Raw genomic sequence first — 26333 nt, forward strand, 5'->3', positions numbered from 1 at the left:
CAAAAAGGCTCAAGACCGCATGGGTCTTGAAGAGACGAGGCCATTGAGCACACATTGCGCGCGCATCAATCAGCCCGTTCAAACGCACAAGCATTTGCCTTGGGCAAATGGTGTCAAATTATAAAACCCAAATGTTTGTACCTCTGCCATGGCTGGCGTGGTCGACGCTGATGGCTTGGGTGACTTGGCGATAACGCGATGGTGTCGAGCGGGATGTAACACGCATGATGTTTGGGGTCATCGCCATCTCGGTTGGCCAGGTCACGCTGCAGCAGTGGCCGTGCGAAGCATTTGCATGGTGTTGAGAGCCTATGCATCATTTCTACGCAGCTGCGCTGAAACCAGTAAGGGGGTAATGCGCGGCTAAAACAGCAGTTGGGCAATCTGCCCGGCGAGGGTTTTTAACAAAACAGCGTGCCTTTGGGACTCCAACCCGAAGGGCAAGGTACAAAACGCATAGCTGCGTTGCCTCTTTTTTGTGCTTTGCGCGACTGCAAAAAGATCGTAAACACGTTCTTAGGCTCCGCGCGCAAGTGTCGGTCCATGCTATGACCGGCCAGATAACGGCGATTGGCTGGGCCCAGATGAGGTCCGCACAGTCGCCGCTTGGGCTAGGTATAACTTTATGCTTTTGCTTGTTCCTGTTCCGCCTTAGCTACCTGCTGCGCTGCTTCGCTCAGGCGCACGACGGTGGCACTAAGAATCTGTGCTTTCTCGCGGGTTCTCTGGTTGGAAGTGCCATGCACTCCGCGCTTGGTGCCGGTGCGCTGGCGCGTCTCGCCCACTTGGCGGCGATAAGTGTCTTGGGCTTTGTCACGCAACTGGCGCGCGCGCTGCAAATCACGGCGCAATTGTGCCGATGTGCGCTTGCGCAATGTTGCTTCAGAGAGGCTGTCGTTGTAGAGCGCCAGTTCTGCGCTAGTGAGTAATTCACGCGGCTCAATCGTTTGGGTCATGCTGAACTCCTTGTAGTTGGTGGCAAACAGCTTTTATAGCATCCGTATAGACCGCTGCCAACCAAGGCACAGCCAGCAAAGCGGGCTTTGCTGCGCCGTTCGCGGGTTGGGATGCACAGAGCGCGCAGCGTTGCAACAATCGTTGACATGTCGTTAGAATGGCCCGACCTGAAGTATTTCCTGGCCTGCTGGCGCATGGCACTGGAAATCAGCCAGGCGCCAGCTGACTGAACGGATGCTCTGTTCGATGTTGCGGCAGACAGAACATCCATCGAAGGGACCATCCTCCATCCAGTCCACGTCATTGATTTGTACGTCGTATTGCGAAGGGAGTTGAGATGTTGTTGGAAGACAAGTTAGAGCACTGGGCTGCGGATGTGCGTTCGCAAGTCAATTTGCCATTGCGGGTCACACTCTGGAGCGGGCAGCAATGGGATTTGGGCGATTTCGCCTCGCCCCGCGTGACCTTGAAGGTCAACCACGCGTCGGCCTTGCCTTTGCTGCTCAACCCGAGTTTGGCCAATTTGGCTGAAGCTTATATCCGTGGCCGGATTGACCTGGAGGGGCCGCTGGCCGACATCATTCAAACTGGTTACGCGATGGCGCGCAATGCGGCAGTCGGCAACTCGCTGTCTGCCCGTGTAGCGCATTACTTCACACACACCAAAGCCAGTGACCGCAAAGCCATTCAGTACCACTACGACGTCTCCAACGCGTTCTACCAGCAGTGGCTCGATGGGAACATGGTGTATTCCTGTGCATACTTCGAGCAAGGCGATGAAGATTTGGCCACAGCCCAAATTAAAAAAATCGACCACATTCTGACAAAAATTGACCTCCAACCCGGCCAGCGGTTGCTGGATATTGGCTGCGGCTGGGGTGCTTTGGTGCTACGAGCAGCCAGCCGCTTCGATGCCCAGTGCGTGGGCATTACCCTGTCGCAAAACCAGTACGATTTGGCCAAAGAGCGTGTGAAAGCTGCGGGCTTGGACGGGCGCGTTGAGATTCGCCTGGAGGACTACCGCGACATACAAGGCCAATTTGACCGCATCACCAGCGTAGGCATGGTCGAGCATGTTGGGCGCAAACATTTGCCTGCGTACTTTGCCTGTATCAGCGAGCTGTTAGTTGAGGATGGCGTTGTGATGAACCATGGCATCACCTCGTCCGATGCGGATAGTGGCGATACGGCTTTGGGCGCTGGCGAGTTCATCGACAAGTATGTGTTTCCTAATGGCGAGCTGGCGCATATCGGCATGACGCTTGAGGCAGCGCAACGTGGCAGTTTTGAGGTTGTCGATGTAGAAAACCTGCGGCGCCATTACGCCCGCACTTTGCAGCTGTGGTCGCAGAACTTCGAAGCCCATGCCGCGACCATTCGCCAGCAAGTGGATGAGGAGAAATTCCGCATTTGGCGGGTGTATCTGGCAGGTTGCGCTTATGCGTTTGAAAACGACGATGTGTCCATCTACCAAAGTGTGCTGCGCAAGGCAGGGCGCGCTGCCAGCACGCTGCCGTGGTCACGCCGCTATATGTACAGCAGCCCCCGCTGAGTGTTGGCGCAAGCGCCTGCATAAAAAAAGCAAAAGTGGCATAGTAGAGCCCTTTGCGTGTTGACGTGGTCAGTCAAAAGGCCGTGAAGTGAGTCCCAGTGCATGAGTAATGGAGCAAGCCCTCAAATCAGCCCGAGGACATTTTTGAACGCCTTTTGGCCCAAAGCCCAGCGCGTCGATGCCAAAGAGAAATGGCGAATTTGCATTGGCGCATTCTTGGGCATTTGTATTGCGGGCTTGGGCGCCTACCATTTGAGCCACAACGTGTTGGGTTTGGATGGCCAGAGCATGGCCTGGCTGATAGCGCCATTGGGAGCCAGCGCAGTCCTGGTATTTGCTGTGCCCAGCAGCCCCTTGGCACAGCCTTGGTCGGTGATTGGTGGCAACACCTTATCGGCCTTGGTTGGCATTGCCTGCGTGCGTTGGGTGCCTGATCCAATGCTAGGGGCGGCCATTGCGGTGGCTGGTGCGATTGCTCTGATGTTTGCCTTACGCTGCCTGCACCCGCCAGGCGGCGCCTCGGCGTTGCTGATGCTGCTGGCCGGTGTTGACCAGTTCAGTTACGCATTCACACCGGTGTTTGTCGACTCCTTGCTCTTGGTGCTCGCGGGCTTGGTCTACAACAACCTCAGCGGCAGGCCCTGGCCCCAAGCACTTGGGGCCAGCCCTGAGCCTGCCAGTGCGTCTGCGCGTTTTACCCAGGCCGACTTGGATGCCGCTTTGCTGCGCTACAACCAGGTCGTGGACATGAATGAAAACGATTTGACCCGCCTGTTGCGCCAGGCCGAGGCCAATGCCTACCAACGCAATATGGGTGAATTGCGCTGTGCCGACATCATGACCGCCGAGCCACACCTGGTGCCCGAGAATCTGCCACTGCACCAGGCCTGGGCATTGATGCGCCAGCACAGCATCAAAGCACTGCCGGTGGTTGACCAGCAGCAGTGCCTGGTGGGTATTGTCACCACCGCAGATTTCATGAAACAAATCGATCTCGATGCGCATGAAGGCATCGCCTGGCGACTGCGTGGTTTGCTGCGCGGCATGCGCGGGCGCAAGCCGCAAACGGTTGGCGAGATCATGAGCCGGCAGGTACTGACAGCCAGGCCTGAGCAAGCCCTGGTCGATGCTATTCCGATCTTCACCCAGCACCAGCACCGCCATTTGCCGATTATTGATGAGCAGCAGCATGTGCTAGGGATTCTGACCCAGTCGGACCTGATCAACGCCTTATACCGGGCCTGTGCTGTGCCTATCGCCTAATGGTTGTTGCTTCAGTGCTAATGGTTTCAGGCTATATTAGTTTTGTTGGGAAGCTGGCGCTCAGCAGGCTCTGCGCGCAGCAGTAACTGCAGGCTTGCCCTTGAAATACAACTAGAAAGAGACTATGTTTTTTGGTTTGGACGCTGCGTTGATCGTGACGCTGATGGCAATTGGCTTGGGGGCAGGATTTTTGGCCGGCCTGCTCGGGATTGGTGGCGGTATGGTCTTGGTGCCATGCTTGGTGTTTATATTGGGAAAACAGGGTGTCAGCGGTGATCTCGCGATCAAAATGGGCATTGCCACGGCGATGGCGACGATTTTGTTCACCTCGCTCTCCAGCGTGAGGGCACACCACAAACGAGGCGCGATCCGTTGGCCTATTGTGCGCGGCATTGCACCGGGCATTGTCGTGGGGGGCCTGCTCGCTGGTGCTGGCGCATTTGCGATGCTCAAAGGCCAGGCGATTGGCCTTTTCTTTGCGGTGTTTGTCGGTTATTCGGCCTGGCGCATGTTCAAGGGCGCAACCAAGACAGCCGGTGTGCGCAATGGCGTGCATGGCTTCTGGGGTTTGAGCGCAGTTGGCACAGGCATTGGGTTTATTTCTGGGTTGGTAGGGGCGGGCGGTGGCTTCTTGTCCGTGCCTTATATGAGCCGCTGCAACGTGCCTATTCACCAGGCTGTGGCAACCAGTGCTGCGTTGGGTTTTCCGATTGCCATTGCCAATGTGCTGGGTTACACCGTTTCAGGCTGGAGCATTGCCAACACCACACCTGGCAGCTGGGGCTATTTTTACCTGCCAGCCCTGGTGCTGATTGCCATGTGTAGTGTGATGACCGCGCCGTTGGGTGCCAAGGTGGCGCATGGCCTGAATGTGGCAGCGTTGAAGAAAGTCTTTGCGCTGTTGCTGGCCAGTTTGGCCGCTTATATGCTGTATAAAAGCGTGCAAGGGGCTTGATCTGCGCACAAAGAGCGCCCCTTTAGCCCGCCGCAACGATGGTGCCTTGCGCTAAAGCACAGAGTTTTTCTTCGCCACCATCGACCGCAAATACCTCGCATTGGCACACGGCCTGGCGTTTGCCCGCGTGGCGGGCCTGGGCTCTGGCAATCAAATGCGTGCCCACGCCTGGGCGAATGTAGTTGATCTTGAACTCTGCAGTGAGCGCATTGCCATTGAGCGCCAGTCCGCCAGCAAACGTGATGGCATTGTCTGCAAGATAGCTGATGACGCCGCCATGCACAAAGCCATGCTGCTGCTTGTGGTGGTCTGCAATGGCCAAGGTCAACTCTATGCTGTCAGGACCACAAGTGGTCAACTCGGCACCAATCCATTGGCTGAAGGGCTGGCTGTTGAATACTTGCTGTGCAAATGCCCGAATAGTGTCCATTTCTTTGGCCTTTCCTAGAGCCTGTGAACAGGCTCTTATACCGTTGAGGGAGAAGGCTGTAGCCTTACTGATTCAATTGTAGAGATGGTGCAGTGGCCAGGTGTTCAGGTTTCTCAGGTAAGGACGCATGGTGCATTGAAGCTAGCCGAGGCTTCATACCCGAGCATGGTTCTGAGGGGATGTAGGTTGGCGCATTACTGGTGCCGATTGCACGGTAAAAGAGGTTTTGACGGATGAGACGCATGCACTGTTGGATGGCGTGCGTGACAAAGCCGCTGTGCTTCGAATGGTCGCAGAGATGCCATCCATATTGCCGCGTGGCATTAAGCAATAGAATATTTTTGTGGGGGAGTGTGATAAAGCCTCTTTGCAGCGCCCTGCCACTGAGCCTGAAAGAGTTGCTTGAAATGAGAGGGTGACGAGCCTTACCCCGGCACTGGCTACGCAGTTAGGGCTGCTTGGTTCCCCACCTGACCCGGTTGGCTGTTTCACCATGCGGGGAGGCCCGTCGCTGGCTATTGTAATCGATTCAGCGGGCCTTAAAGTCCAGCCAGGCCACAATCACTGCATACAAACGTAAAAGAATGCCCGATTAATCCGCCTGCACGTGCAGGCGGTCCTGTCTAAGAGCCTGTTCAAAGTCTCGACGCAGTCGCGCAAGGCACAAAAAAGAGGCTGTACAAGACGCCTGTTGCCGCTCATACGTCTGTATGAGCAAAACGGGCAACGCAGTCATGCGTTTTTTTGTGCCTTGCAGCTCCTTTTGGTATGCGGGGTTGGAGTCCAAAAGGCACGCTGCTTTGTTAAAAATCCTCGCCGGGCAGATAGCCCGACAGCGGTTTTTGCCGCGCATCGTATCCTTTTGGGCTCCAACGCGGTCTGCGTGGAGACTTTGAACAGGCTCTTAGCCCAGCAGCAAGGCGTCATCAGAGATTTTTTCGCCGCGTGTGCGCTCAAACATTTGCAGCAAATCGGTCACATCCATGCCTTGGCGCTCGGGGCCGCTGACGTCCAGCACCACTTTGCCTTGGTGCAGCATCACGGTGCGACTGCCGTAGTCCAGTGCCTGGCGCATGCTGTGCGTGACCATCATCGCTGTGAGCTGGCTTTCTTCGATGATGCGGGCGGTCAGCTCCAGTACAAACGCGGCCGTTTTAGGGTCGAGTGCTGCGGTGTGTTCGTCCAGTAGCAAGATGCGCGAGGGTTGCAGCGAAGCCATCAGCAAGCTGACGGCTTGGCGCTGGCCGCCTGAGAGCAGGCCGATGCGGTCGGTCAGGCGGTTCTCCAGGCCCAGGTTCAGGATTGCGAGCTTTTCCCGAAAGATCTCACGGTTACCTTTATTCAGCGCAAAGCCAAAGCGGCGCTTGCGCCCGCGCGCCATCGCCAGCGCCATGTTTTCTTCGATCGTCAAAGCCTCGCAGGTGCCAGCCATCGGATCTTGGAACACGCGCGCGACCAGGTTGGCACGCTCCCAGGCTTGTTTTTTGCTGACATCGATGCCGTCGATCTCAATCGTGCCGGAGTCCATGATCAAGTCGCCCGAGATGGCGTTGAGGAAGGTGGACTTGCCAGCGCCATTGGAGCCGATCACCGAGACAAATTGGCCTGATGGAATTTCCAGGCTGGCGCCGCGCAGCGCCGGATTCTCAATTGGTGTGCCTGGGTTGAAGGTGATGCGCAGGTCTTGTGCTTTGAGCATATGCGGTCTCTTCCAAATTCGGTTACTTGGCCAGCGATTTGAGCTGGCGTTTCAAGATCGGGAACACCAAGACCAGTACCACCAGCACCGATGCAATCAGGTTCAAGTCTTGCGACTTCAGACCAATCCAGCTGCTGTTCAAAGCCAGCGCAATAAAGAAGCGGTAGAGCAGGGCGCCAATGACCACCGCCAGTGTGGCCCAGAGAATTTTGCGCGAAGGCAGCACACTCTCACCAATGATCACGGCAGCCAAACCGATGACAATCGTGCCAATGCCCATTGAGATGTCTGCGCCGCCCTGGCTTTGTGCAAACAAGGCACCGCCCAGTGCCACCAGGGCGTTTGAGATCGCCAGACCCGCTAATTTCGCGCGGTTGGTTGCCACGCCTTGGGCGTTGGCCATGCGGGAATTGGCGCCGGTGGCGCGCATGGCCAGGCCGCGCTCGGATGAGAAATACCAGTCGAGCACGATTTTGGCAATCAGCACAATGACCAGCAGAATCAGTGGCTTTTCAATGTAGTCGGCCCAGATGCCCGGCATCAGGGTGGTGAATACTGTTGGCTCAAAAATCAGCGGCACATTGGGTTTGCCCATGATGCGCAGGTTGATCGAGTACAGCGCGGTCATCATCAAAATACCGGCCAGCAAGTCCATGATCTTGAGCTTGACGTTGAGCCAGCCGGTCACAAAGCCGGCCATGGCGCCAGCAAATGTGGCAATGGCTGTCGCCAGGAAGGGGTTGGTGCCAGTGGAAATGAGGGTCGCTGCGACCGCTCCACCGAGTGGAAAAGAACCGTCGACCGTCAAGTCCGGGAAGTTCAAGATGCGAAAGGAAATGAGCACCCCTAGGGCGACCAGGCCGAAAATCAGACCGATCTCCATGGAGCCCATGAAAGCGTAAAACGTCATGGCAAATGGCTTTCTGGATCGTTATAAATGCGCAAACGGCCCCGCTTTAGCAAGCTCCACTGGCTGGGAGTTTGGCTTGGCTGGCGGCGCCTGCAGTTGAAAAGCTAAAAAACAAAATGGAGAGTCTGCCCAGTATGTGGGGCAGACTCTCCAGAGTCTGGCTGAGCAAAAGTGCTTATTCAATCACTTCTTTGGCCGAGGCAATGAACTCAGGCGAGAGTGTAACGCCTTGCGCTGCCGCTGCCTTCGGATTCACGTACAGCTCCAGGTTGGTGCTGTACTCGGATGGAATTGCGCCAGGCTTTTCACCATTGAGGATGCGCACCACGATTTTACCGGTCTGGCGACCCAGGTCTTTGTAGTCAATGCCCAGAGCTGCAATTGCGCCGCGCTTGACGCTGTCTGTATCCGAGGCGATCAATGGGATTTTGGCATCGGTGGCCACTTTGACCAGTGATTCGTAGGCCGACACCACGTTGTTGTCGGTGTTGGTGTAGATCACATCGACCTTGCCCACCAGGTTGCGTGCCGCGGCGGTGATGTCGACCGTGCGGGGCGCAGTGGACTCGACCAGCTCAATGCCCATGGCCGGCAGAATGCGTTTGAATTCTTCAACGACCACGACCGAGTTCGCCTCGCCTGGGTTGTAAACCATGCCGATGCGCTTGACGTCAGGCACCACTTTTTTGATCAAATTGACTTGCTCTTCCAGCGACAAGGCATCGGACACGCCTGTGACGTTGGTGCCAGTGGCATCCATGCTTTTGACCAGTTGGGCCGCCACAGGGTCGGTGACTGCGGAGTAGACGGTTGGAATTTCCTTGCTGGCGGCAACCACGGCTTGGGCCGATGGGGTGGCAATCGCGACGATTACATCGGCTTTTTCACCGATGAATTTGCGGGCGATTTGCGCGGCCGTGCCTGGGTTGCCCTGGGCGCTTTGGTATTGCCATTTGAGTTTGTCGCCAGTGAAACCATTCGCTTCCAGCTCTTCCTTGACGCCATCGCGCACGGAGTCCAGCGCAGGATGCTCAACGATGGCGGTCACAGCCACCGATTTGGTTTGCGCGTACACAGCAGGGCTGGCCACAATGCCCAGGCCGAGCATGGCCGCAGCGGCGATTTGGAGCAACTGACGACGCGCAGCACTTGTTTGTGTTTTCATGGGATGTCCTTCAATCAAAAAAATCAGCCGGTTTGGCGCTGGTTGGGTCTGGCCATAGAGCTGCTGGATGGCAGTCAGCTTGTCAGCCTGAATCGTAACTTAAAAAGTCTGCCCATAAAGCGCTGCATGGGGTTGGGCGTATCGGGAGATTCACTAAGAGTCTGTTGAAAATGTTAACGCGGCGGCGTCGCGCTTATGGTCAGGCATTAAGCAGAAAATATGCCATGGATGGGAAGGCCAGTGCGGTGCTGCTCGGCGATTGACGCCGCGTGCAAACAACAACGCCCCGCAAGAACAACGCCCTGCAAGGCAAGGCTGCCTAGCAGGGCGTCATGGTGCTGTTGAGAGCTGGCCGTGCCTCAAGCGTGCTTAGATCCGTTCAAAAATAGCCGCAATGCCCTGGCCGCCGCCAATGCACATCGTCACCAGCGCATAACGGCCTTGCACACGCTGCAGTTCATGCAGGGCTTTGACGGTGATCAGCGTGCCTGTTGCACCGATTGGGTGGCCCAGTGAAATGCCTGAGCCATTCGGGTTGACTTTGGCCGGATCCAGCCCCAGGTCGCGTGTCACCGCGCAGGCTTGGGCGGCAAATGCTTCGTTGGCCTCGATGACGTCCAGGTCTTCAATACGCAGACCGGCTTTTTTCAATGCCAGCTGGGTTGCAGGCACTGGGCCAATGCCCATGTAGTTCGGATCGACACCTGCATGGGCGTATGACACCAGGCGCGCGATCGGTTTGAGGCCTTGGGCCTGGGCGGTTTTGGCTTCGACCAAGACCACCGCAGCAGCCGCATCATTCAGACCCGAGGCATTGCCTGCGGTCACTGAGCCGTTTTCTTTCTGGAATACGGGTTTGAGTTTGGCGAAGTCTTCAATTTTTGCGCCAGCGCGGAAATGCTCATCGGTATCAAACACCACATCACCTTTGCGCGACTTGAGTGTGACCGGCACGATCTGGTCTTTGAAATAGCCGCTGGCAGTGGCTTTTTCTGCACGTTGGTGGCTCTCCAAAGCAAGCTGGTCTTGCTGCTCACGGGTAACGCCCCATTTGGCTGCAATGTTCTCTGCTGTCACGCCCATGTGGATGGTTTTGAACGGGTCGTGCAAGGCACCCACCATCATGTCGACCAAGGTCACATCGCCCATGCGTGCGCCCCAGCGGGTATTCAGGCTGGCGTATGGTGCACGACTCATGCTTTCGGCGCCTGCGCCGATTGCGACATCGGCATCACCCAGCAAAATGCTTTGGCTGGCCGAGACAATGGCTTGCAGACCAGATCCGCACAAACGGTTGACGTTGTAAGCCGGGGTTTCAATGGGGCAGCCGCCTTCGATCGCTGCTACGCGGGACAAGTACATGTCGCGCGGCTCGCTGTTGACGACGTGGCCAAACACGACGTGACCGACATCTTTGCCTTCTACGTTGGCACGCGCGAGTGCCTCCTTGACAACCAGACCGCCCAGGGCGGTAGGGGCCATGTCTTTTAAACTGCCGCCGTAGGTACCAATGGCGGTTCGAACAGCGCTGACAACAACGACTTCACGACTCATGCGGTGTACTCCTTTTGACTAATCGGGGTTGCAAGGGCGGCCAGACGCTTTTGCGTATGGCAAGGCGCAGCTAGCGCCATGATGCCTTTTGAACACGCCCCTATCATGACACGGACGAATGACAAAGTGCATGTGGATTCGTTGCGGTGCAGCATAAATGAGTCATCTTGGTGACAAGCTGGAGTCAACTCCTAGGGCTTGCCCCATTGGGCCTGTGCAGGTGGCCGCTTACGCTGCACCGAGGTCAACGTGCATGGCCTCGGATGGTGGGTGTAATCAATTCAAATGGAGACAACCTGTATGAAAATCGCATTTCGTGCAACGGCTTTGGCCGCATTGGTCGCTTTCAGTGGCGCATCGTTTGCTCAGCAGGGCGAGACCGTCAAGATCGCTTGGCTGGATCCGCTCTCAGGCCTGATGGCTGCGCTGGGCTCGAACCAGCTCAAAAGTTACCAATACATCGCAGACTATTTCAACAGCCACCCTGATATCAATCCTGCGGGCGTGAAATTCGAAGTGATCGGCATGGACAACAAGCTCAGTCCACAAGAGACAGCCAGTTTGCTCAGAGGTGTGATTGACCAGGACATTCGCTATGTGGTGCAGGGCAATGGCTCGGGCGCTTCGCTGGCCATCATCGAAGCGCTTGAGCGCCATAACGCACGCAATCCTGGCAAAGAAGTGATGTTTCTGAACTACGCGGGTGTGGACCCGGACCTGACGAACTCCAAATGCAATTATTGGCACTTCAGGCTCGATGCCGACACCTCGATGAAGATGAAGGCCATGACCGACTACATCAAGGATTTGCCTGAGGTCAAAAAGGTTTTCTTGCTCAATCAGAACTACGCGCACGGCCACCAGGTGGCCAAGTACGCCAAAGACAACCTGAACGAAAAACGCCCAGATATTGAGATCGTCGGCGAAGACCTGCACCCTCTGGCCCAGGTACGCGATTTCGCACCTTACATCGCCAAAATTCGTGCCTCAGGTGCGGATGCTGTGATCACCGGCAACTGGGGCTCAGACTTGTCGTTGCTGATCAAGGCCGCCAATGATGCGGGACTGAGCAACGTGAAGTTCTTCACCTATTACGGCGGCGTGACCGGCACACCTTCTGCACTGGGCGCCGGCGCTGAAGGCAATGTGTATATGGTGTCCTACAACCACATGAACCTGCCTGGCCCGATTGGTGAAATCACCAAAGGCTTTAAGGAACGCGTCAATGACGATATGTTCACTGCGTCGATCTACAACGCATATGCCTTGCTGAGCAATGCCATGGCGCAGGCCAAATCGACCGAGCCTAGTAAAGTCGCCGCAGCGATGGAAGGCTTGAAAGTCAAAGGCTTTGACAAAGATGTGGAGATGCGCAAAACCGATCACCAGCTGCAGCAAGGCCTCTACATCGGACGATGGGCCAAAGCTACGCCAGAGCTGCCTTACTCGTCTGAAAACACCGGCTATTCGTTCCATCCGGTCAAGTATTACTCACTGGAGGAGGCCAGTACCCCAACTACTTGCGATATGAAGCGCCCAGGCTAAGTCCGCAGCCAATGGCATTGGCTATGGCATGGAATTAGTCTTCACACAAGCACAAGGCCGACATTGTCGGCCTTGTGCTTGTGTGAACTAGATGTAGTCTTAGAGCCTGTTTACGACCTTAACGCTGCAATGGTTGTTTATGCCTGTGGCAGTTGTCTGGATCGATCGTTTTGCACCATGGTGTCGAGCATGCTACGCATGTCAGCGCCGGTTGGGGCCTGGAATTGGCGCAGGCCCAGCTCAGGCAAGATCGCAATCAGGTGGTCGAAGATGTCGCCTTGAATCGCTTCGTAGTTGGCCCAGGCAGTGGTGGTGGTAAAGCAGTAGATCTCAATCGGGATGCCGTTGGCATTGGACTCCATTTGACGCACCAGCAGTGTCATGTTCTTATGGATGTCCTCGCGGGCATTCAGGTAGGCTTGTGCATAGGCGCGGAACGTGCCGATATTGGTCAGGCGGCGCTGGTTGGCAGGCAGCTCAGCGACCTCACCCAGCACTTGCTGGCGTGCTTTGTTGGTGCGGTGGATCTCGTCCTGCTTGCTTTGCAGGTAGTCGTGAATCAACGCAATGTCATCGAGTCTGTCGATTTCCTCGTCGTTCAAAAAACGCACCGTGCTGGCATCGATCCACAGCGAGCGCTTGATACGACGCCCGCCCGATTCGGACATGCCGCGCCAGTTTTTATAGCTCTCAGACACCAGCTTCCAGGTCGGGATGGTGGTGATCGTGTTGTCCCAGTTTTGCACTTTGATCGTGTGCAGCGAGATCTCGACCACCGCGCCGTCGGCGCCGGCTTGGGGCATTTCAATCCAGTCGCCATCGCGCAGCATGTCGTTCGACGAGATCAGAATGCCGGCGGTAAAGGACAGAATGGTGTCTTTGAAGACCAGCATCAAGACCGCAGACAAAGCGCCCAAACTGGAGAGAATCACCACCGGTGAGCGGCCAATCAAGGTCGCAATGATGATGATGGCCGCACCGCAGTACAAAACGATGGTCAGCAGTTGCGTAACGCTTTTGAGGGCCGTGCTGCGGTGCGTGGTATCGAACTGTACACTGCGCTCGGTGATGACTTTGAGCAGCATACTGACGGCACGCACCGAATAGATGATCGTCAATGCAAAGGCGACGTTGCGGATCACCAAGGCTGGCGTAACTGGTAAAAATGGCACCAAACCAATGCCCAGCTGGATGACCAAAGAGGGCACAATCCGGATTAGCCGATCCAGCACCCGCTCATCGAGCAAGGTTTTGGCAATGTTGATTTGTGAATAATCTCGCACCGACGCAAGCGCGCGGCGTACGATGACGGCGAATACATACCGAGCGATCAGTGCGATGGCCACCAGGACCACCAGTCCCACGCCCATTTGGATTGCTTCAGTTTGACTCTCAAAGTAGCGGCTTGCCCACTCCATGCATAAACCTTTCTTTTGTCGTGAAAATAATGCGGCTCACTGCAGCTGGTGTATGTGACTTTTCAGCGGCCTACATGCTTTGGCGCAGCTGGCCATTAACAGATTATTCTACGAAGCCTTGCCAATCTTGGGCTGCGGACTTGGTTTTCTTATCTATGCTTGCTAAACAATCGCGTTGCCATGACGGACAGTAATGAGGTTCACAACCACTGGATGGCCTTGGCACTTGAGCAGGCCGAACTGGCCGCTGCTGCTGGCGAGGTACCGGTTGGCGCGGTAGTCGTCTGCGCAGGCCAGGTCATTGCCAAGGCGCATAACCAGACAGTGCAACTGGCCGACCCGACAGCACATGCCGAGGTGCTGGCCTTGCGCATGGCCGCGCAGGTGATGGGCAACCACCGCCTCAACGAATGCATACTGTATGTGACGCTGGAGCCTTGTGCCATGTGCAGTGGTGCCGTGTTTCAAGCCCGCCTCAAAGCCGTGGTCTATGGAGCGCAAGAACCTAAAACCGGCGCCGCAGGCTCGGTCGTGGACTTGTTTGCCAATCTGCAACTCAACCACCACACGGCCATTACCGGCGGCGTGATGGCCGGACCCGCTAGCGCATTGCTGGCGCATTTTTTTGCCCGACGCCGCGCCGCTGCAGCCAGCCAGCACGCACCGCAGCGCCTGAGCGATTTAGCGCTGCGCACACCGGCGCGTGCATTGGACGGCCAAGCGCCTGAAGGCGCTTATACGAACAGCTTGCCCTCGGCGCAGGGTTTGCGCATGCACTATGTGCAGCAAGGCGCCATACCAGGGCCAGATCACTGCGTTTGGGTGCTGCTACACCCGTTATGGCATTGGTCGGCCTGGTGGCAGCCCTTGCTGCACGCCTTGGGCGCGCAAGGTGACAGCGCCCTGGCCCCCGACTTAATCGGTTGGGGCCGCAGTGACAAACCCAAGCGAGCCGATTGGCACAGTGAAGCGGGCCATGCCCAGCTAGTGCTTGAGCTGCTCCAATCATTGGGTGTGCGGCGTTGTGTACTGGTTGGGCAAGACGGCGGCGATGCACTGGCGCAGGCCATACTTGCGCGTAGCGCTGCCAAGCTCGACGTAGCGGCGGTGCTGCAATTGCACTGCAATGGCACTGATGGCATTTGGCCCGCGCCGCTAAAGCAAGCGGCTCAAAAAACATGGCGGCTCGATGCGTATCTGCGCGCGCACTTGCATTCAGATGGGGTGGTTTGGCAACAAGCGACGGCCCCTTATCCCGATGCCGGACACGCGCGCAACTGGGCCAGCGGTTGTTTTGCAGCGCCAGCGCCTGTGCTGGCAGAAGCCAACTTGTACCAATTGGACGCACATGCCCAGCGTGATGCCATCAAACTGGCACAGCAATTGCGCATAATGGCGCAGGCTTGGAGTGCAGCACATAGTCCGCCCCAGGCCTGATACAGCAAAGGGTCTGCAAACTGCACTTTCCTTGAGTCGCAGGCAGACACACTCACCGAGCGTTTTCAACCAAGCCGCATACGATGCCAATCGACTGGACAGATTCTTTGATCGCCTTCCTGGCCTTTGCCTGGGGGGTGTATGTGGTGGTGCTGGGGATATGGGTACTGTTGCAAAAGCGCCCACCCGAGGCCACGATCAGTTGGATCCTGGTGCTGGGCTTGCTGCCCTATGTAGGTTTTTTCATTTTTTATTTCCTAGGCCCGCAGCGCTTGCGCAAGCAGCAGTCAAAGCGTTTGAGCAACCGGGTTGCGATGCACGTCAGTGATGACTTGCAAGCGCTCAAAGACCGTGCCGCTGAGGCGCCCCAAGTGCTGCGCCAACTGGCCCAGCTGGGCACCAGCACAACCGGCATATACCCTTGCACTGGTTTGGCCGTGGATTTGCTAACCAGCGGTGCCGAAACTTTCGATGCGATTGAGCGCGCGATTTTCCAGGCCAGGCACCATGTGCACTTGGAGTACTACATTTATGAGCCTGACCACACCGGCACGCGTATCCGCGACGCGCTGATTCAAAAAGCCTACCAAGGCGTGCAAGTGCGCTTGCTGGTCGATGCGCTGGGTTCGAAAAAACTCAGCAAGGCTTTTTTGCAGCCTTTGCTCGATGCGGGCGTCGAGTTTGCGCGTTTTCACGACACGCGTTTTGGTCGGCGTTGGCGCCCGGTGATCAACTACCGCAGCCACCGCAAGATTGTCGTCTGTGATGGGCGGGTGGCGTTTACCGGTGGTGTCAACGTGACCGATGAAGAAGACACACGCGTGCGCCCCGATGCCTACCACGATGTGCATGTGCGGCTAGAAGGCAACCCGGCGTTTTGGTTGCAAATGGTGTTTTTGGAAGACTGGGCCTACGCCAACCACATGCCGTTGGCGGCATGCGTCGCACATGTACAGGATTATTTGCCAGTCAGTGAGACCGGGCCATTCGATGTACAGGTGCTGACCTCGGGGCCCAACAATCCGGCAGAGCCCATTCACCGCACTTATGTGCAGGCCATCCATGCAGCCAGAAGCAGGGTGCTGCTCACCACGCCCTATTTTGTGCCCTCTGAAACGGCGATGATGGCCTTGACCAATGCGGCCTTGGCCGGAATCGATGTGCATGTACTGGTGCCAGAGCGCTCGGACTCGCTGATGGTGACATTGGCCGCACGCTCGTACTACGATGAGTTGGTTGCCGCTGGTGTCAAGGTCTGGGAGTACAAGGCAGGCATGCTGCATTCCAAAACCCTGGTGATTGATGACAACTTCGGCTTTATAGGCACGGCCAATTTTGACTTGCGCAGCTTTCGTCTTAACTACGAGGTCGGGGTGGCGGTGATGGGCAGCCACTTCAACGAGGCCTTGAGTGCCCAGTTCCAGCGCGACTTGCGCCATTCACGCCGCGTGCCATCGCACCGGCATATCCCTTTTTGGCCTCGTTTGGCCGAAGCGGTAATGCGTTTGTTCTCGCCGATGCTCTAGGAACCTTTTTACGATCTTTTCGCGGTCGCGCAAGGCACTATGTTTTGTTAAAAATCCTCGCCGGGCAGCTAGCCCGACTGCGGTTTTTGCCGCGCATTACATCTTTTTGGGTTTCAACGCGGCTGCGTGGAGATGATCAACAGGCTCTAAACCCTGCTGTTGTTTTATCAGGAATCTGAGCTGCTGGCTTGTGCCTGCCGCGCAAGCTGCGATAATTGCCCCCACTATGAGCGGCAGCACCTTTGGAACCTTATTTCGCGTCACCAACTTTGGTGAATCCCACGGCCCAGCCATTGGCTGCGTGATCGACGGCTGTCCGCCAGGCATGGACCTGAGCGAAGCCGACATCCAACTGGAGCTCGATCGCCGCCGCCCAGGCACCAGCCGTTTTGTTACGCAGCGCAACGAGCCTGATGCGGTCGAGATTCTCTCGGGTGTGTACGAAGGCAAAACCACCGGCACCCCGATCGGCCTCTTGATTCGCAACACCGACCAGCGCAGCAAGGACTACGGCGACATTCTCAAGCAGTTTCGCCCGGGCCATGCCGACTACAGCTACTGGCACAAATTCGGCATCCGCGATCCTCGCGGCGGAGGCCGCTCATCGGCCCGTTTGACGGCACCGACGGTGGCTGCTGGCGCGGTCGCTAAAAAATGGTTGCAAGCGCGTTTTGGCACGGAAATTCGTGGCTTCATGTCGCAGCTGGGCAGCATCGACATTCCATTTGAATCCATGGACTACATTGGGCAAAATCCATTTTTTGCCCCTGTTGAAAACACCGTGGCCTTGGAGCAGTACATGGACGCGCTGCGCAAGCAGCACGACTCCTGTGGTGCGGTGATTCGCGTGATCGCCAGTGGCGTGCCGGTGGGCCTGGGTGAGCCTTTGTACGACAAGCTCGATGCCGATATTGCGTATGCGATGATGGGCCTCAATGCGGTCAAGGGCGTGGAAATTGGCGCCGGCTTTGCCAGTGCCCGCCAACTCGGCACCGAGCATGGCGACTCGATCACGCCCGATGGCTTCCTGACCAACAACGCTGGCGGGATTCTGGGCGGTATCAGCACGGGTCAAGACATTGATGTCAAGCTGGCGATTAAGCCCACCAGTTCGATCCTCTCGCCACGCCAATCGATTGATATCGACGGCAACCCGGTTGAAGTCGTCACCAAAGGCCGCCACGACCCGTGCGTAGGCATTCGCGCCGCGCCGATTGCCGAGGCCTTGCTGGCTTTGGTGCTGATCGACCACGCCTTGCTGCACCGCGCACAAAACGGCGACGCCGTGCGTTAAGCCAAATCCAGATCGCTATTTCGCTGTTGAACTAAAGCCAGAGCCGCGGCATGAACGTTCTTTTTCTTGCCATTGTGCTCATTGCCTGTTTGACGGCAGGTTACAAGCAACTGCAATGGCAGGCCAGTGCGCCACAAGCGGGCGCTGACTGGGCCAATGCCGCAGCAACTGCTGGTGCCAGTCCCATGGAGCAGCTGTCCGCTGGCATGATCGCGTCGGCGGCAGGTGCGGTTGAACTGGCCATTGGCCTGGTCGGTATCATGGCCTTGTTCCTGGGCTTGATGAAAGTGGCCGAAGAGGGCGGTTTGCTCACAGTCATTGCCAAGCTGATTCGGCCCTTGATGGTGCGGCTGTTTCCACAAGTGCCGCCCAACCACCCAGCGATGGGCGCGATGATTCTGAACATGTCAGCCACCGCGCTGGGGCTGGGCAATGCCGCCACGCCATTCGGGATCAGGGCGATGCAGGCTCTTGACGCCTTGAACGCACGGCCCGGCACGGCCACCAATGCAATGGCCTTATTCCTGGCGATCAATACTTCGGGCGTGACTTTGCTGCCGGCCAAGGTCATTGCGATTCGCGCAGCTTCTGGCTCGATGGACCCGGCCGGCATTTTGCCCACGACCTTGTTTGCGACGATTGTCTCCACTGTGGCGGCAATTGTCGCGGCCTTGCTGTTCCAGCGCTATTTCCCAGTCGGCCAGCCGACCTCCCAAGAGTTGGCAATGGAGCGGCCCTGGGTCAAGGAATTCCAAGTCGATGACATTCGGCAGAACCAAGCGCAAGACCACAGTGCGTATCCGCTGTGGGTCAGCATGCTGGCGCTTGGCTGCATGGTGCTGGCGATTCCGGCCACGATTGTGTGGGGCAAGGCGATTGCGCCCTGGATTGTGCCGGGCATGATGCTGGGCTTTTTGCTATTTGGCTGGCTGCGCGGAGTACGTATTTACGAGTCCTTCATCGCCGGTGCCAAAGACGGTTTCGACGTGGCTTTGCGCATCATGCCCTATCTTGTCGCCATTCTGGTGGCCGTCGGCATGCTGCGCAGCAGCGGCGCTCTGGATGTGATGGTGGGTTTTTTGGCGATCTTCACCGCCCCGCTGGGCCTGCCTGCCGAAGCCCTGCCAATGGCCTTGCTGCGGCCCTTGTCAGGCTCGGGCTCGTACGGCGTGATGTCCTCGATTCTGACCGACCCTGCGATTGGCCCAGACAGCTATGTCGGCTACCTGGTCTCAACCATCATGGGCTCGTCAGAGACCACGTTTTACGTGCTGGCGGTTTACTTTGGTGCGGTGCAAGTGCGGCGCATTCGCCATACCTTGATTGCGGCTTTGATCGCAGATGTGGTTGCCGTCATGGCCTCGGTGGCCATTTGCAGCTATTTGTTTGGCCAAGCTTGAGCGCTTTTTGCAGGCCCGTCTCAGTGCGGCGCGCTGCTGGAAAACACATTGATAACCAGCACGCCAGCCATGATCAAGCCAATGCCCAATATCGCAGGCAGGTCCAGCGTCTGTTTGTGAAGTAGCCAGCCGACCAGCGAAATCAGCACAATCCCAACTCCCGACCAAATCGCATAGGCAACGCCAGTGGGAATGGATTTGAGCGTCAGCGACAGGCAGTAAAAAGCCATCGCGTAACCGATGACCACGATGGTGGTGGGCACCAAGCGGCTAAACCCCTCAGATGACTTCAGGGCTGTGGTGGCAATCACTTCGCAGACAATGGCGATGCCGAGGGGGACGTAGGGAGACATGGTGGTTTTTTTAGTCAACGTAAAAGAGATCAATTGCCGCTAGGCGCTGTGCTTACGATGCGGCGTATCTGCGCGATTGTCGCAGCTAAAGGACGCAGGCTATAGCGCACATTGGTGCTAATCCACCAGATCACAGCCTTGCCAGCGGTGCAAAAATATGCTGTTCACAATGCCGTTCGTGCCAAAGCGCACCGCGCCTAGTGTCTTGTATGGGCATTCAAGCAAAGCACATACACCTCCAATCTGCACAGCACAAGGCATCAAGCTGTGAGGCGCAGCATGGGTGGTGCTGGGCAGTGCGAAAAGGTGAACTTACGGCGTTTCAGTGGCTTGCAATGCGTGCACAGAACGCTGACTCAGCCCAGGGGTGAACAGCAATAGCAAGCCAGCGCCGACAAGCGCAGCAATCGCAAACACCTGCAGGACCCACGACGGGCCGTGTCCCGCGGCCAGAATATAGCCACCCAGCGACGGCGCAATCACCGCGCCCAAGCGGCCCAGGCCGAGACTAATGCCGATGGCCGCGGCGCGGTAGTTGGCGGGGAAGGCATCTGCCACCAGTGCATTGACCAGGTTTTGCGCGCTGATGGCACTCATGCCCAGCAGCGCAATGCAAACAAACAGCAGCTCGCCTGTGAATTGGCGCGAGGCAATCGCCAGCAAACACAGCGCAGCCAGCACCCCTGCACCCATTGCGACAGCACGGGTGCCCAAACGCATGGCGATGCTGGCCGTGAAAATTGAGCCCACAATCGCGCCAGTATTGAGCGTGAACATCATCTGCATCGCGCCATTAAAGGGCACATCGAACTCTCGCATCAGCTGGGTCAGCCACACCGCCACGCCGTACCAGGTCAGCAAATCGGCCAGGGTAGCCAAGGTGCCAATGATTAAGACTGTGCGGCTGGCACCGCGCAAGACATTGCGCCATGGTGCTTTGGTGTTGGCCGTGTGGCTGGGTGCTTCAGCTGCCGCCTGTTTTTCATAACGGGCAATGACCGGGGCCATGAACACCAACTCCAGCAAGCCCAGCGCGCCGCCAATGAGAAACAGCGGCCGCCAGCCCCAGTGGGGAATGACCCATTGTGAGACCACCGCCGCTAGCATGCCGCCCAGCGGAATGCCCGACATGACCAGGCTGATGACCAGCGCGCCATGTTCCTGGCGGCTGTTTTTACGCGCCAAAGACAGGCCCGCTGGCAAGACCACACCCAAACCAAGACCGGCAACAAAGCGCAATGCACCGAGCTGCCAGCCATTGGCGACCCAGGCAATGCCGGCGGTGGCCAGTGTGAACAACACGAAGCCAAAACCCATGCTGCGTGCCAGGCCCAAAGACTGGGTGACCAGTCCGGCTGCGACGCCGCCCAGCAACATGCCAATGAAAATCATGCTGCCAATATTGCCGGCCTGCGCCTTGTCCATGGCCATTGAAGCATCCATCAACAGCGACGGAATGGCGTTGCTGTAAATGAGCAGATCGAAGCCTTCGACCATCATGATCGCTGCGCACAAGGCAACCACCCACCATCGCGTGCGCTGCTGGTTGGGCACACTCACAAGTGCTGGAGTGGAAGAGCTGAGACTGGGCATGGCATGTTCATTATGAGATTGATTCTCAATTATATTGCGTTGGGCCTGCTCTTGGCTTCATCAGGCACGGGGAGCGCAATAAAAAATGGACAAGATTGGCTTGACCGGTAGCGATGGGCGAATGGGTCACTCCCTTAAAGCCTGTTCAAAATCTAGCCGTGTCTTGCAGTTGCAGCTATACGCCTTTAAGGGCCCCTAAAAACGCTTTTGTTACTTCATAGTGAAGCCTGGCCGTCGCTGCTGCACTGCCAGCGGTTTTACGCCTGGTCTCAACCACAAATTTTCGGTTTGCTGGGTGGTGTTAGCAGTTCTAAATCAATCGATTGCACTATCAATACCCAAAAAAACCAACTTTCCAAACGCTTATGCGATTTGGCACATTGAGGTTGTACTCAGGCCAAAAAGTGCTTTTTTATCGGTGAGTGCTGTTTTGATGGTGCAACTATTTTGGTGTGTGACTGAGTCTGTCTGATATTTTCCATAGAAATTTTTGCATTAATTTTGATGAAGGGGTTTCTATGTGGTAATACCATAGGGCTGCAAAAGTGATAGACAAGGTGGTGGCTATCACGATATGTGACCAAGAGTTGTAAAAGGAACTTCCCAGGCTGGTCATTAGCCTTTGGGTGATTGTCAGTACAATCATATGCGTTAAATATAAGGAGAAGGATATTTTTCCCATCCATACTAATGCGGCTGGTGTTTTGATGTCTACCTCTTTAATTAAGAAGATTAAACTTAAAAATAAAATTATTAAAGGCCAGCCCCAATTGGCAGGGCCATGGTTCCAAGAGAGTCCAGATGAAAAAGCCCATAGAGCTAGACCAAAAGAGAGGAAGACAATATTGTAGAGAACCACGGTGCTTTTTATTCTTATTGTTGAGTGGTAGATGAGTGCAATGATTATTCCTGCAATGAACTCCCATACCATTGGGCTTGTCATGACGCTAATATAAGGGTATTTAATTGATGCAGCTTGATTGAATGCATCAAAGGAAAAATTGTTTCTGTAGAGTGGGATTAGTATGAGCGATACAGTGATCCAGCTTGCCAATGCTAAATAACGGAATCTGCCAAATAAAAGTGAAATTGCAAATATACTGTAAAAGTAAAATTCAAAAATCAATGTCCATGCAATGCCAAATGGCATGCCGAAATAAAATGGAGAGTTGCTGACGTCTACAGGGAGAAAGAATATGGACTTGATAAACGATTTAATGTTTTCGGATGTACTAAAAAAACTGAAGCCGTTGTAGAGGATAATAAGAAAGGCAAGGGTTGCCAACGTGTAAGACGGCCAAACTCTTATGATTCTCTTGGTGATAAATGATAGGGCGCTGTTAGTTCCGCCGGGCGAATTGATTGTTGTGTGAGTTATTATGAATCCGCTGATAATGAAGAAAATATCAACACCCATGGCGCCTGGATAGAATAATGCCTCGGCTATGTATCCGCTTGGTAAGTCTTTGACGTAATATCTGGTGTGACACAGTACAACGGCCAAGGCTGCAATTCCTCGAATGCATTCGATTAATTCAATTTTTTTCTGACTTGTATTTGACATATGGTTAAAAATTGTTTTTTTAAAATTATAAAGTGTTTTTGTGTCAATGCCCTCCGATAGCAGGTAGGTATTGGAAGGTGAGTAAAGCGAGGAATGTCAGTAAAATTTCATGAACTATCGGGCGACGAACTGAAAGGCGTAATTGTCAGCATTGAAGGTGCGTGGAAAATTTGCGTCTTAGGCTGAATAAAATCAAGCAATAGCTGGATTCGCTCACTGGTAAAACGTGGGAGTAACCACACATTTTCAGATGTGGAAAAAGAGTCTGGTTTGTCGTTGTACTATGAAGCCAGCACATACTGGCCGACTCCGCGGGCATTTTTTTAGTGCGCAGATGAGTGAAGAAACCAAGAAGTACAACATTTAGTGCCGACGCCAGTGGTGGCAAATAGCACCTAGGCATTGAGCCGTTTTTGTGACAACTGGGTGATAAGGCAAAGCCAATGAATGTCAGTCTGCCGCCTCAGGTGTTTGCGCTGCATCTTTGGGCGGACTGGGCAGGACCATGAAGGCGATTGAGCCCAGGGCCAGCATCATGGCCACGCTAATAAACACCGCGCTGTATTTGTCATAACCAGAGGCCAATGCCCACTGCGCCACAAAGCCAGAGAGCGATTGCATGACGGCCACGCCCAAAAACATCGACATCGTGAACAAGGCCATTGCGCGGCCGGTCATGTGGTTCGGGTAGGCATTGCGCACATCCGAGTATTGCCACACCGCACAGCCCATGAAAATCGCAATCAGCAGCAGGCAGGTGACGGCCAGCCACAGCTGGTGGGTCAGAGCCATCGTGGTGAAAAACAGCACCAGGGTCCAGGGCAGCAGAATCAAACCCAGGCGGCGCTTGGCATTGCCCGGGTCAAGTCGGCCAAACAATGAGGGTGAAAACAGCGAAATAATAGACAAAACCAGCGCAATATTGCCGCTGAAAATCAGACTTTCGCCAAAGCGGTCGACCAGGTATGGTGCCAGCCACAAGCCGCGCAGCGTGATGAACGAGGCATAGCAGACAAAGGCCAGGCACAAAATACCTGCGGTGTGGGGCAGGCGCAGCAGTGCGCCGTAGCCTTTGAGGGCGGGCCACAGCATGGTCCAGCGGGGGCTTGCAGGCGTGGGGCTGGCGGGTTCATGCACTTTGGCAAAAATGGCCAGCCAGGCGGCCAGACTCAGCGCCGACAGAATCCAAAAAGCCGCGCGCCAATTCGATTGCTCGACCAGCCAGGCCAGCGGCGTGCCAGTGAAAATCAGGCCCAGCCCGCCCATGCCCAGGGCCAGACCAGAAATGGCCGCAAAACGGTGGGCGGGAAAATAGCGGGCAATGAACACCGTGCAGACCAAAAAGGCCGGCGCGCAGCCAATGCCAATCAGCGCCTGGCCAAAGATCAATACGCCCGCGTTGGGCGCAATGGCCGAGACGAGGCTGCCCAGCACCGTCATTGGAAAGCCCGCCAAAATCGTGCGCCGTATGCCGTAGACGTCAATGCCCACGCCCATGATCAATTGCATGCCGCCAAACGCGAAGTGAAAAGCGGCCGCTACCGCGCCCATTTCTTGCGGGCTCAGGCCAAACTGGGCAATCAGTGGTACGGACAAAATACCCGCCACCGTGCGGTAGGCCTGACTCAGAGCAAAGCCAAGAATCAAAGTCAGCAGCATGACCCAGGCCGTGCGCAGCGTGATGGAGGAGGGGGCAGCAGTCATCAGGAGTGGTTCTTTAAAAGGCGGTCAGCGGCCAGTGGCACTGTGGCGCAGGCCGCTAGGGCGCATCCGGGCGAGGATGCAGATGCGCCGCAGGGTGTGTCGACGTCGTGTGTTATGCGATTGTGACACCGCCATCGATCACCATGGCCTGTCCTGTCATAAAAGATCCGGCATCGGAGGCCAGGAAAACCGCAGCACCAGCAATTTCATCGGGCTGGCCGATGCGGCCCAGCGGCGTGGTCGAGGTCGCCTGGGCCAATGTGTCTGGGTTTTCCCACAGCGCGCGGGCAAAGTCGGTTTGGATCAGACCGGGAGCAATGCAGTTGACGCGGACATTGTGGGGGCCTAATTCGACGGCCATATTGCGCGCCAGTTGGAAGTCAGCGGCTTTGGAGACGTTGTAGGCTCCGATGATGGGCGAGCCGTGCAGGCCACCAATCGACGAGACAATGATGATTACACCGGCTTTGCGCTTGACCATGTCTGGTGAGACCAGGCTGATCAGCCAATGGTTGGACAGCACGTTGTTGTCGAAAATTTTGCGAAACTGCTCGTCGCTGATGCCGGCCATTGGGCCGTAATAAGGGTTTGATGCAGCATTGCAGACCAGAATGTCGATGCTGCCCCATTCCTCTTGGGTGCGCTGCACCAGCGCGGTCAAGCCTTCTTTGGAGGAAATATTGGCGGCAATCGCTATGGCGCGACCTGCACCATAGCGTTCGTTGATCTCAGCGGCAGCGGTGTCGCAGGCGTCTTGCTTGCGCGAAGAAATCACTACGCGCGCGCCTTGCTCGGCCATGCGCTCGGCAATCGCGCGGCCAATGCCACGCGTGGAGCCGGTGATCAGTGCGACTTTGCCGGTCAGGGAAAATAAGCTCATAAGTCTCCTCGGAGTTGTTCATGTCTACCAGTGACGGGCAGCGCAGCGACCGGTTGCAACCAGCGCTGGCTGTGCCAAGATGTAGAAATACCATGAACGGCCAAGGGGCCCTGTCCCATGCGAGATTCAGACTGGGTCTGCCAGTCGGCGCTTACTGCGCCGTGCGCAAACTCCACAACTCAGGGAACAGAACGGTATCGAGCATCTTGCGCAAATAGCTGACGCCGCCGGTGCCGCCCGTGCCACGGCGAAAGCCAATCACACGCTCGACGGTGGTCACATGGCGAAAGCGCCATAGGCGGAACGCGTCTTCCAGGTCCACCAGTTTTTCGCCCAATTGGTAGAGATTCCAGTATTGCTCGGAGTTGCGGTAGACCGCCAACCAGGCAGCTTCTACCTCGGCGCTGGCCTCATACGGTGCGCGCCAATCGCGCTGCAAATGCGCGGCGTCAATCGGCAGGCCGTTTTTGGCGAGTGCTGCAATGGCAAGGTCGTACAGTGAGGGCGCCTCATAGCTGGCCTGCACCATGGCGAGCAAATCTGCGCGGTGTTCATGGGGCCTGAGCATCGCCGCGTTTTTATTGCCCAGGCTGAACTCGATGCAGCGGTACTGGTAACTTTGGAAGCCGCTGGAATAACCCAAATACGGGCGAATCGCGGTGTACTCCGGGGGGGTCATGGTGGCCAGCACGTCCCAGGCGGACACCAATTGCTCCATGATGCGCGAGGCGCGGGCGAGCTTTTTGAACGCCGGGGCAAAACCATCACTGCGCAAGTCCTGCATGGCGCCATGCAGCTCGTGCAGCATCAGCTTCATCCACAGCTCGCTGGTTTGGTGCTGCACGATGAACAGCAGTTCATTGTGGTTGGGTGAGAGCGGCTTTTGCGCATTCAGAATCGAGTCGAGCTGCAGGTAGTCGCCATAGCTCATGTCTTTGCTGAAGTCGAGCTGCGCCCCTTCTTGATGAACAATGGTCTCGGTGCGGCCAGCCGCGGGCGTGTGGTGGGGGCAAGTCATGGCGGTAATCTTTTGCGATCAATGGAGCGAAGGAGTCGAGCGTCAGTGCAATGCGCTAGCGACAGGCTCTTTCAAGAGTGCGCAGAAGTTATCACCGCCAAACGGCCAGTGGTGTC

The 26333-nt window shown here is 56.2% G+C and carries 21 protein-coding genes and 1 other RNA gene; 8 read left to right on the forward strand and 14 right to left on the reverse strand.

Annotated features, from left to right (window positions below):
• Positions 1-623 precede the first annotated feature (623 nt).
• Positions 624-956 carry a hypothetical protein gene (locus E8K88_RS03460; RefSeq protein WP_136405253.1) on the reverse strand — a complete coding sequence of 111 codons (333 nt, stop codon included), beginning with the start codon at positions 954-956 and terminating at the stop codon, positions 624-626.
• Positions 957-1294: 338 nt separating this feature from the next.
• On the opposite strand from E8K88_RS03460, the gene E8K88_RS03465 reads away from it, so the two are divergent.
• The 3 genes from E8K88_RS03465 to E8K88_RS03475 all read left to right on the forward strand — a co-directional run bounded on the left by E8K88_RS03465 (position 1295) and on the right by E8K88_RS03475 (position 4727).
• Positions 1295-2509 (forward strand): SAM-dependent methyltransferase, encoded by a 1215-nt coding sequence (locus E8K88_RS03465; protein WP_136405254.1) that lies wholly within the window; start codon positions 1295-1297, stop codon positions 2507-2509.
• A gap of 144 nt (positions 2510-2653) precedes the next feature.
• Positions 2654-3772 (forward strand): HPP family protein, encoded by a 1119-nt coding sequence (locus E8K88_RS03470; RefSeq protein ID WP_240754296.1) that lies wholly within the window; start codon positions 2654-2656, stop codon positions 3770-3772.
• A 124-nt stretch (positions 3773-3896) separates the two neighbouring features.
• Complete coding sequence (locus tag E8K88_RS03475; protein WP_136405256.1) at positions 3897-4727, forward strand: sulfite exporter TauE/SafE family protein; 831 nt, start codon at positions 3897-3899, stop codon at positions 4725-4727.
• Positions 4728-4749: 22 nt separating this feature from the next.
• Here the strand turns inward: E8K88_RS03475 and E8K88_RS03480 are convergent, their stop codons facing one another.
• The 6 genes from E8K88_RS03480 to bktB form a co-directional block, all read right to left on the reverse strand.
• On the reverse strand, positions 4750-5157 hold the full coding sequence (locus E8K88_RS03480) for a PaaI family thioesterase (RefSeq protein WP_136405257.1): 408 nt from the start codon (positions 5155-5157) through the stop codon (positions 4750-4752).
• Between the two features lie 414 nt (positions 5158-5571).
• Positions 5572-5667: signal recognition particle sRNA small type (ffs, locus tag E8K88_RS03485), an RNA gene on the reverse strand.
• A gap of 394 nt (positions 5668-6061) precedes the next feature.
• The gene (locus E8K88_RS03490) at positions 6062-6856 is read right to left on the reverse strand and encodes an ABC transporter ATP-binding protein (RefSeq protein ID WP_136405258.1); all 795 of its coding nucleotides are present in this window, start codon (positions 6854-6856) and stop codon (positions 6062-6064) included.
• Positions 6857-6878: 22 nt separating this feature from the next.
• Positions 6879-7766, reverse strand: a complete 888-nt coding sequence (locus tag E8K88_RS03495; RefSeq protein ID WP_136405259.1) for an ABC transporter permease — start codon at positions 7764-7766, stop codon at positions 6879-6881.
• 175 nt (positions 7767-7941) lie between these two features.
• Positions 7942-8874: an ABC transporter substrate-binding protein gene (locus E8K88_RS03500; protein ID WP_136405354.1), complete on the reverse strand. Its 933-nt coding sequence runs from the start codon at positions 8872-8874 to the stop codon at positions 7942-7944.
• Positions 8875-9300: 426 nt separating this feature from the next.
• Positions 9301-10485 carry a beta-ketothiolase BktB gene (bktB, locus tag E8K88_RS03505; RefSeq protein ID WP_136405260.1) on the reverse strand — a complete coding sequence of 395 codons (1185 nt, stop codon included), beginning with the start codon at positions 10483-10485 and terminating at the stop codon, positions 9301-9303.
• 300 nt (positions 10486-10785) lie between these two features.
• Between bktB and E8K88_RS03510 the strand changes: the two genes are divergently transcribed.
• Positions 10786-12030, forward strand: coding sequence for a branched-chain amino acid ABC transporter substrate-binding protein (locus E8K88_RS03510; RefSeq protein ID WP_136405261.1), 1245 nt, complete (start codon positions 10786-10788; stop codon positions 12028-12030).
• Positions 12031-12167: 137 nt separating this feature from the next.
• On the opposite strand, the gene E8K88_RS03515 is transcribed toward E8K88_RS03510, so the two are convergent.
• On the reverse strand, positions 12168-13448 hold the full coding sequence (locus E8K88_RS03515; protein WP_136405262.1) for a mechanosensitive ion channel family protein: 1281 nt from the start codon (positions 13446-13448) through the stop codon (positions 12168-12170).
• A 180-nt stretch (positions 13449-13628) separates the two neighbouring features.
• Here E8K88_RS03515 and tadA point away from each other — a divergent pair, with 180 nt between their 5' ends.
• The 4 genes from tadA (at position 13629) to E8K88_RS03535 (ending at position 19105) form a co-directional block, all read left to right on the forward strand.
• Positions 13629-14885, forward strand: a complete 1257-nt coding sequence (gene tadA, locus E8K88_RS03520; protein ID WP_136405263.1) for a tRNA adenosine(34) deaminase TadA — start codon at positions 13629-13631, stop codon at positions 14883-14885.
• An 83-nt stretch (positions 14886-14968) separates the two neighbouring features.
• Positions 14969-16411 (forward strand): cardiolipin synthase, encoded by a 1443-nt coding sequence (cls, locus tag E8K88_RS03525; protein ID WP_136405264.1) that lies wholly within the window; start codon positions 14969-14971, stop codon positions 16409-16411.
• A 226-nt stretch (positions 16412-16637) separates the two neighbouring features.
• Complete coding sequence (aroC, locus tag E8K88_RS03530) at positions 16638-17705, forward strand: chorismate synthase (RefSeq protein ID WP_136405265.1); 1068 nt, start codon at positions 16638-16640, stop codon at positions 17703-17705.
• A 50-nt stretch (positions 17706-17755) separates the two neighbouring features.
• Positions 17756-19105: a nucleoside recognition domain-containing protein gene (locus E8K88_RS03535; RefSeq protein ID WP_136405266.1), complete on the forward strand. Its 1350-nt coding sequence runs from the start codon at positions 17756-17758 to the stop codon at positions 19103-19105.
• A gap of 20 nt (positions 19106-19125) precedes the next feature.
• Here the strand turns inward: E8K88_RS03535 and E8K88_RS03540 are convergent, their stop codons facing one another.
• The 6 genes from E8K88_RS03540 to kynA all read right to left on the reverse strand — a co-directional run bounded on the left by E8K88_RS03540 (position 19126) and on the right by kynA (position 26217).
• A complete protein-coding gene (locus E8K88_RS03540; protein WP_136405267.1) occupies positions 19126-19458 on the reverse strand; it encodes an SMR family transporter in 333 nt (110 codons plus the stop codon).
• Between the two features lie 312 nt (positions 19459-19770).
• Positions 19771-21051: an MFS transporter gene (locus E8K88_RS03545; RefSeq protein ID WP_136405268.1), complete on the reverse strand. Its 1281-nt coding sequence runs from the start codon at positions 21049-21051 to the stop codon at positions 19771-19773.
• A 442-nt stretch (positions 21052-21493) separates the two neighbouring features.
• Entirely contained in the window at positions 21494-22615 is a 1122-nt protein-coding gene (locus E8K88_RS03550; RefSeq protein WP_136405269.1) for an acyltransferase family protein, read from the reverse strand.
• 450 nt (positions 22616-23065) lie between these two features.
• Complete coding sequence (locus E8K88_RS03555; protein ID WP_136405270.1) at positions 23066-24319, reverse strand: MFS transporter; 1254 nt, start codon at positions 24317-24319, stop codon at positions 23066-23068.
• 112 nt (positions 24320-24431) lie between these two features.
• Positions 24432-25199, reverse strand: coding sequence for an SDR family oxidoreductase (locus tag E8K88_RS03560; protein WP_136405271.1), 768 nt, complete (start codon positions 25197-25199; stop codon positions 24432-24434).
• Between the two features lie 151 nt (positions 25200-25350).
• Positions 25351-26217, reverse strand: a complete 867-nt coding sequence (gene kynA, locus E8K88_RS03565; RefSeq protein WP_136405272.1) for a tryptophan 2,3-dioxygenase — start codon at positions 26215-26217, stop codon at positions 25351-25353.
• Positions 26218-26333: the final 116 nt, after the last annotated feature.

Source organism: Lampropedia aestuarii, from assembly GCF_004803635.1.
In the GTDB taxonomy this organism is placed as follows: Bacteria; Pseudomonadota; Gammaproteobacteria; order Burkholderiales; family Burkholderiaceae_C; genus Lampropedia; species Lampropedia aestuarii.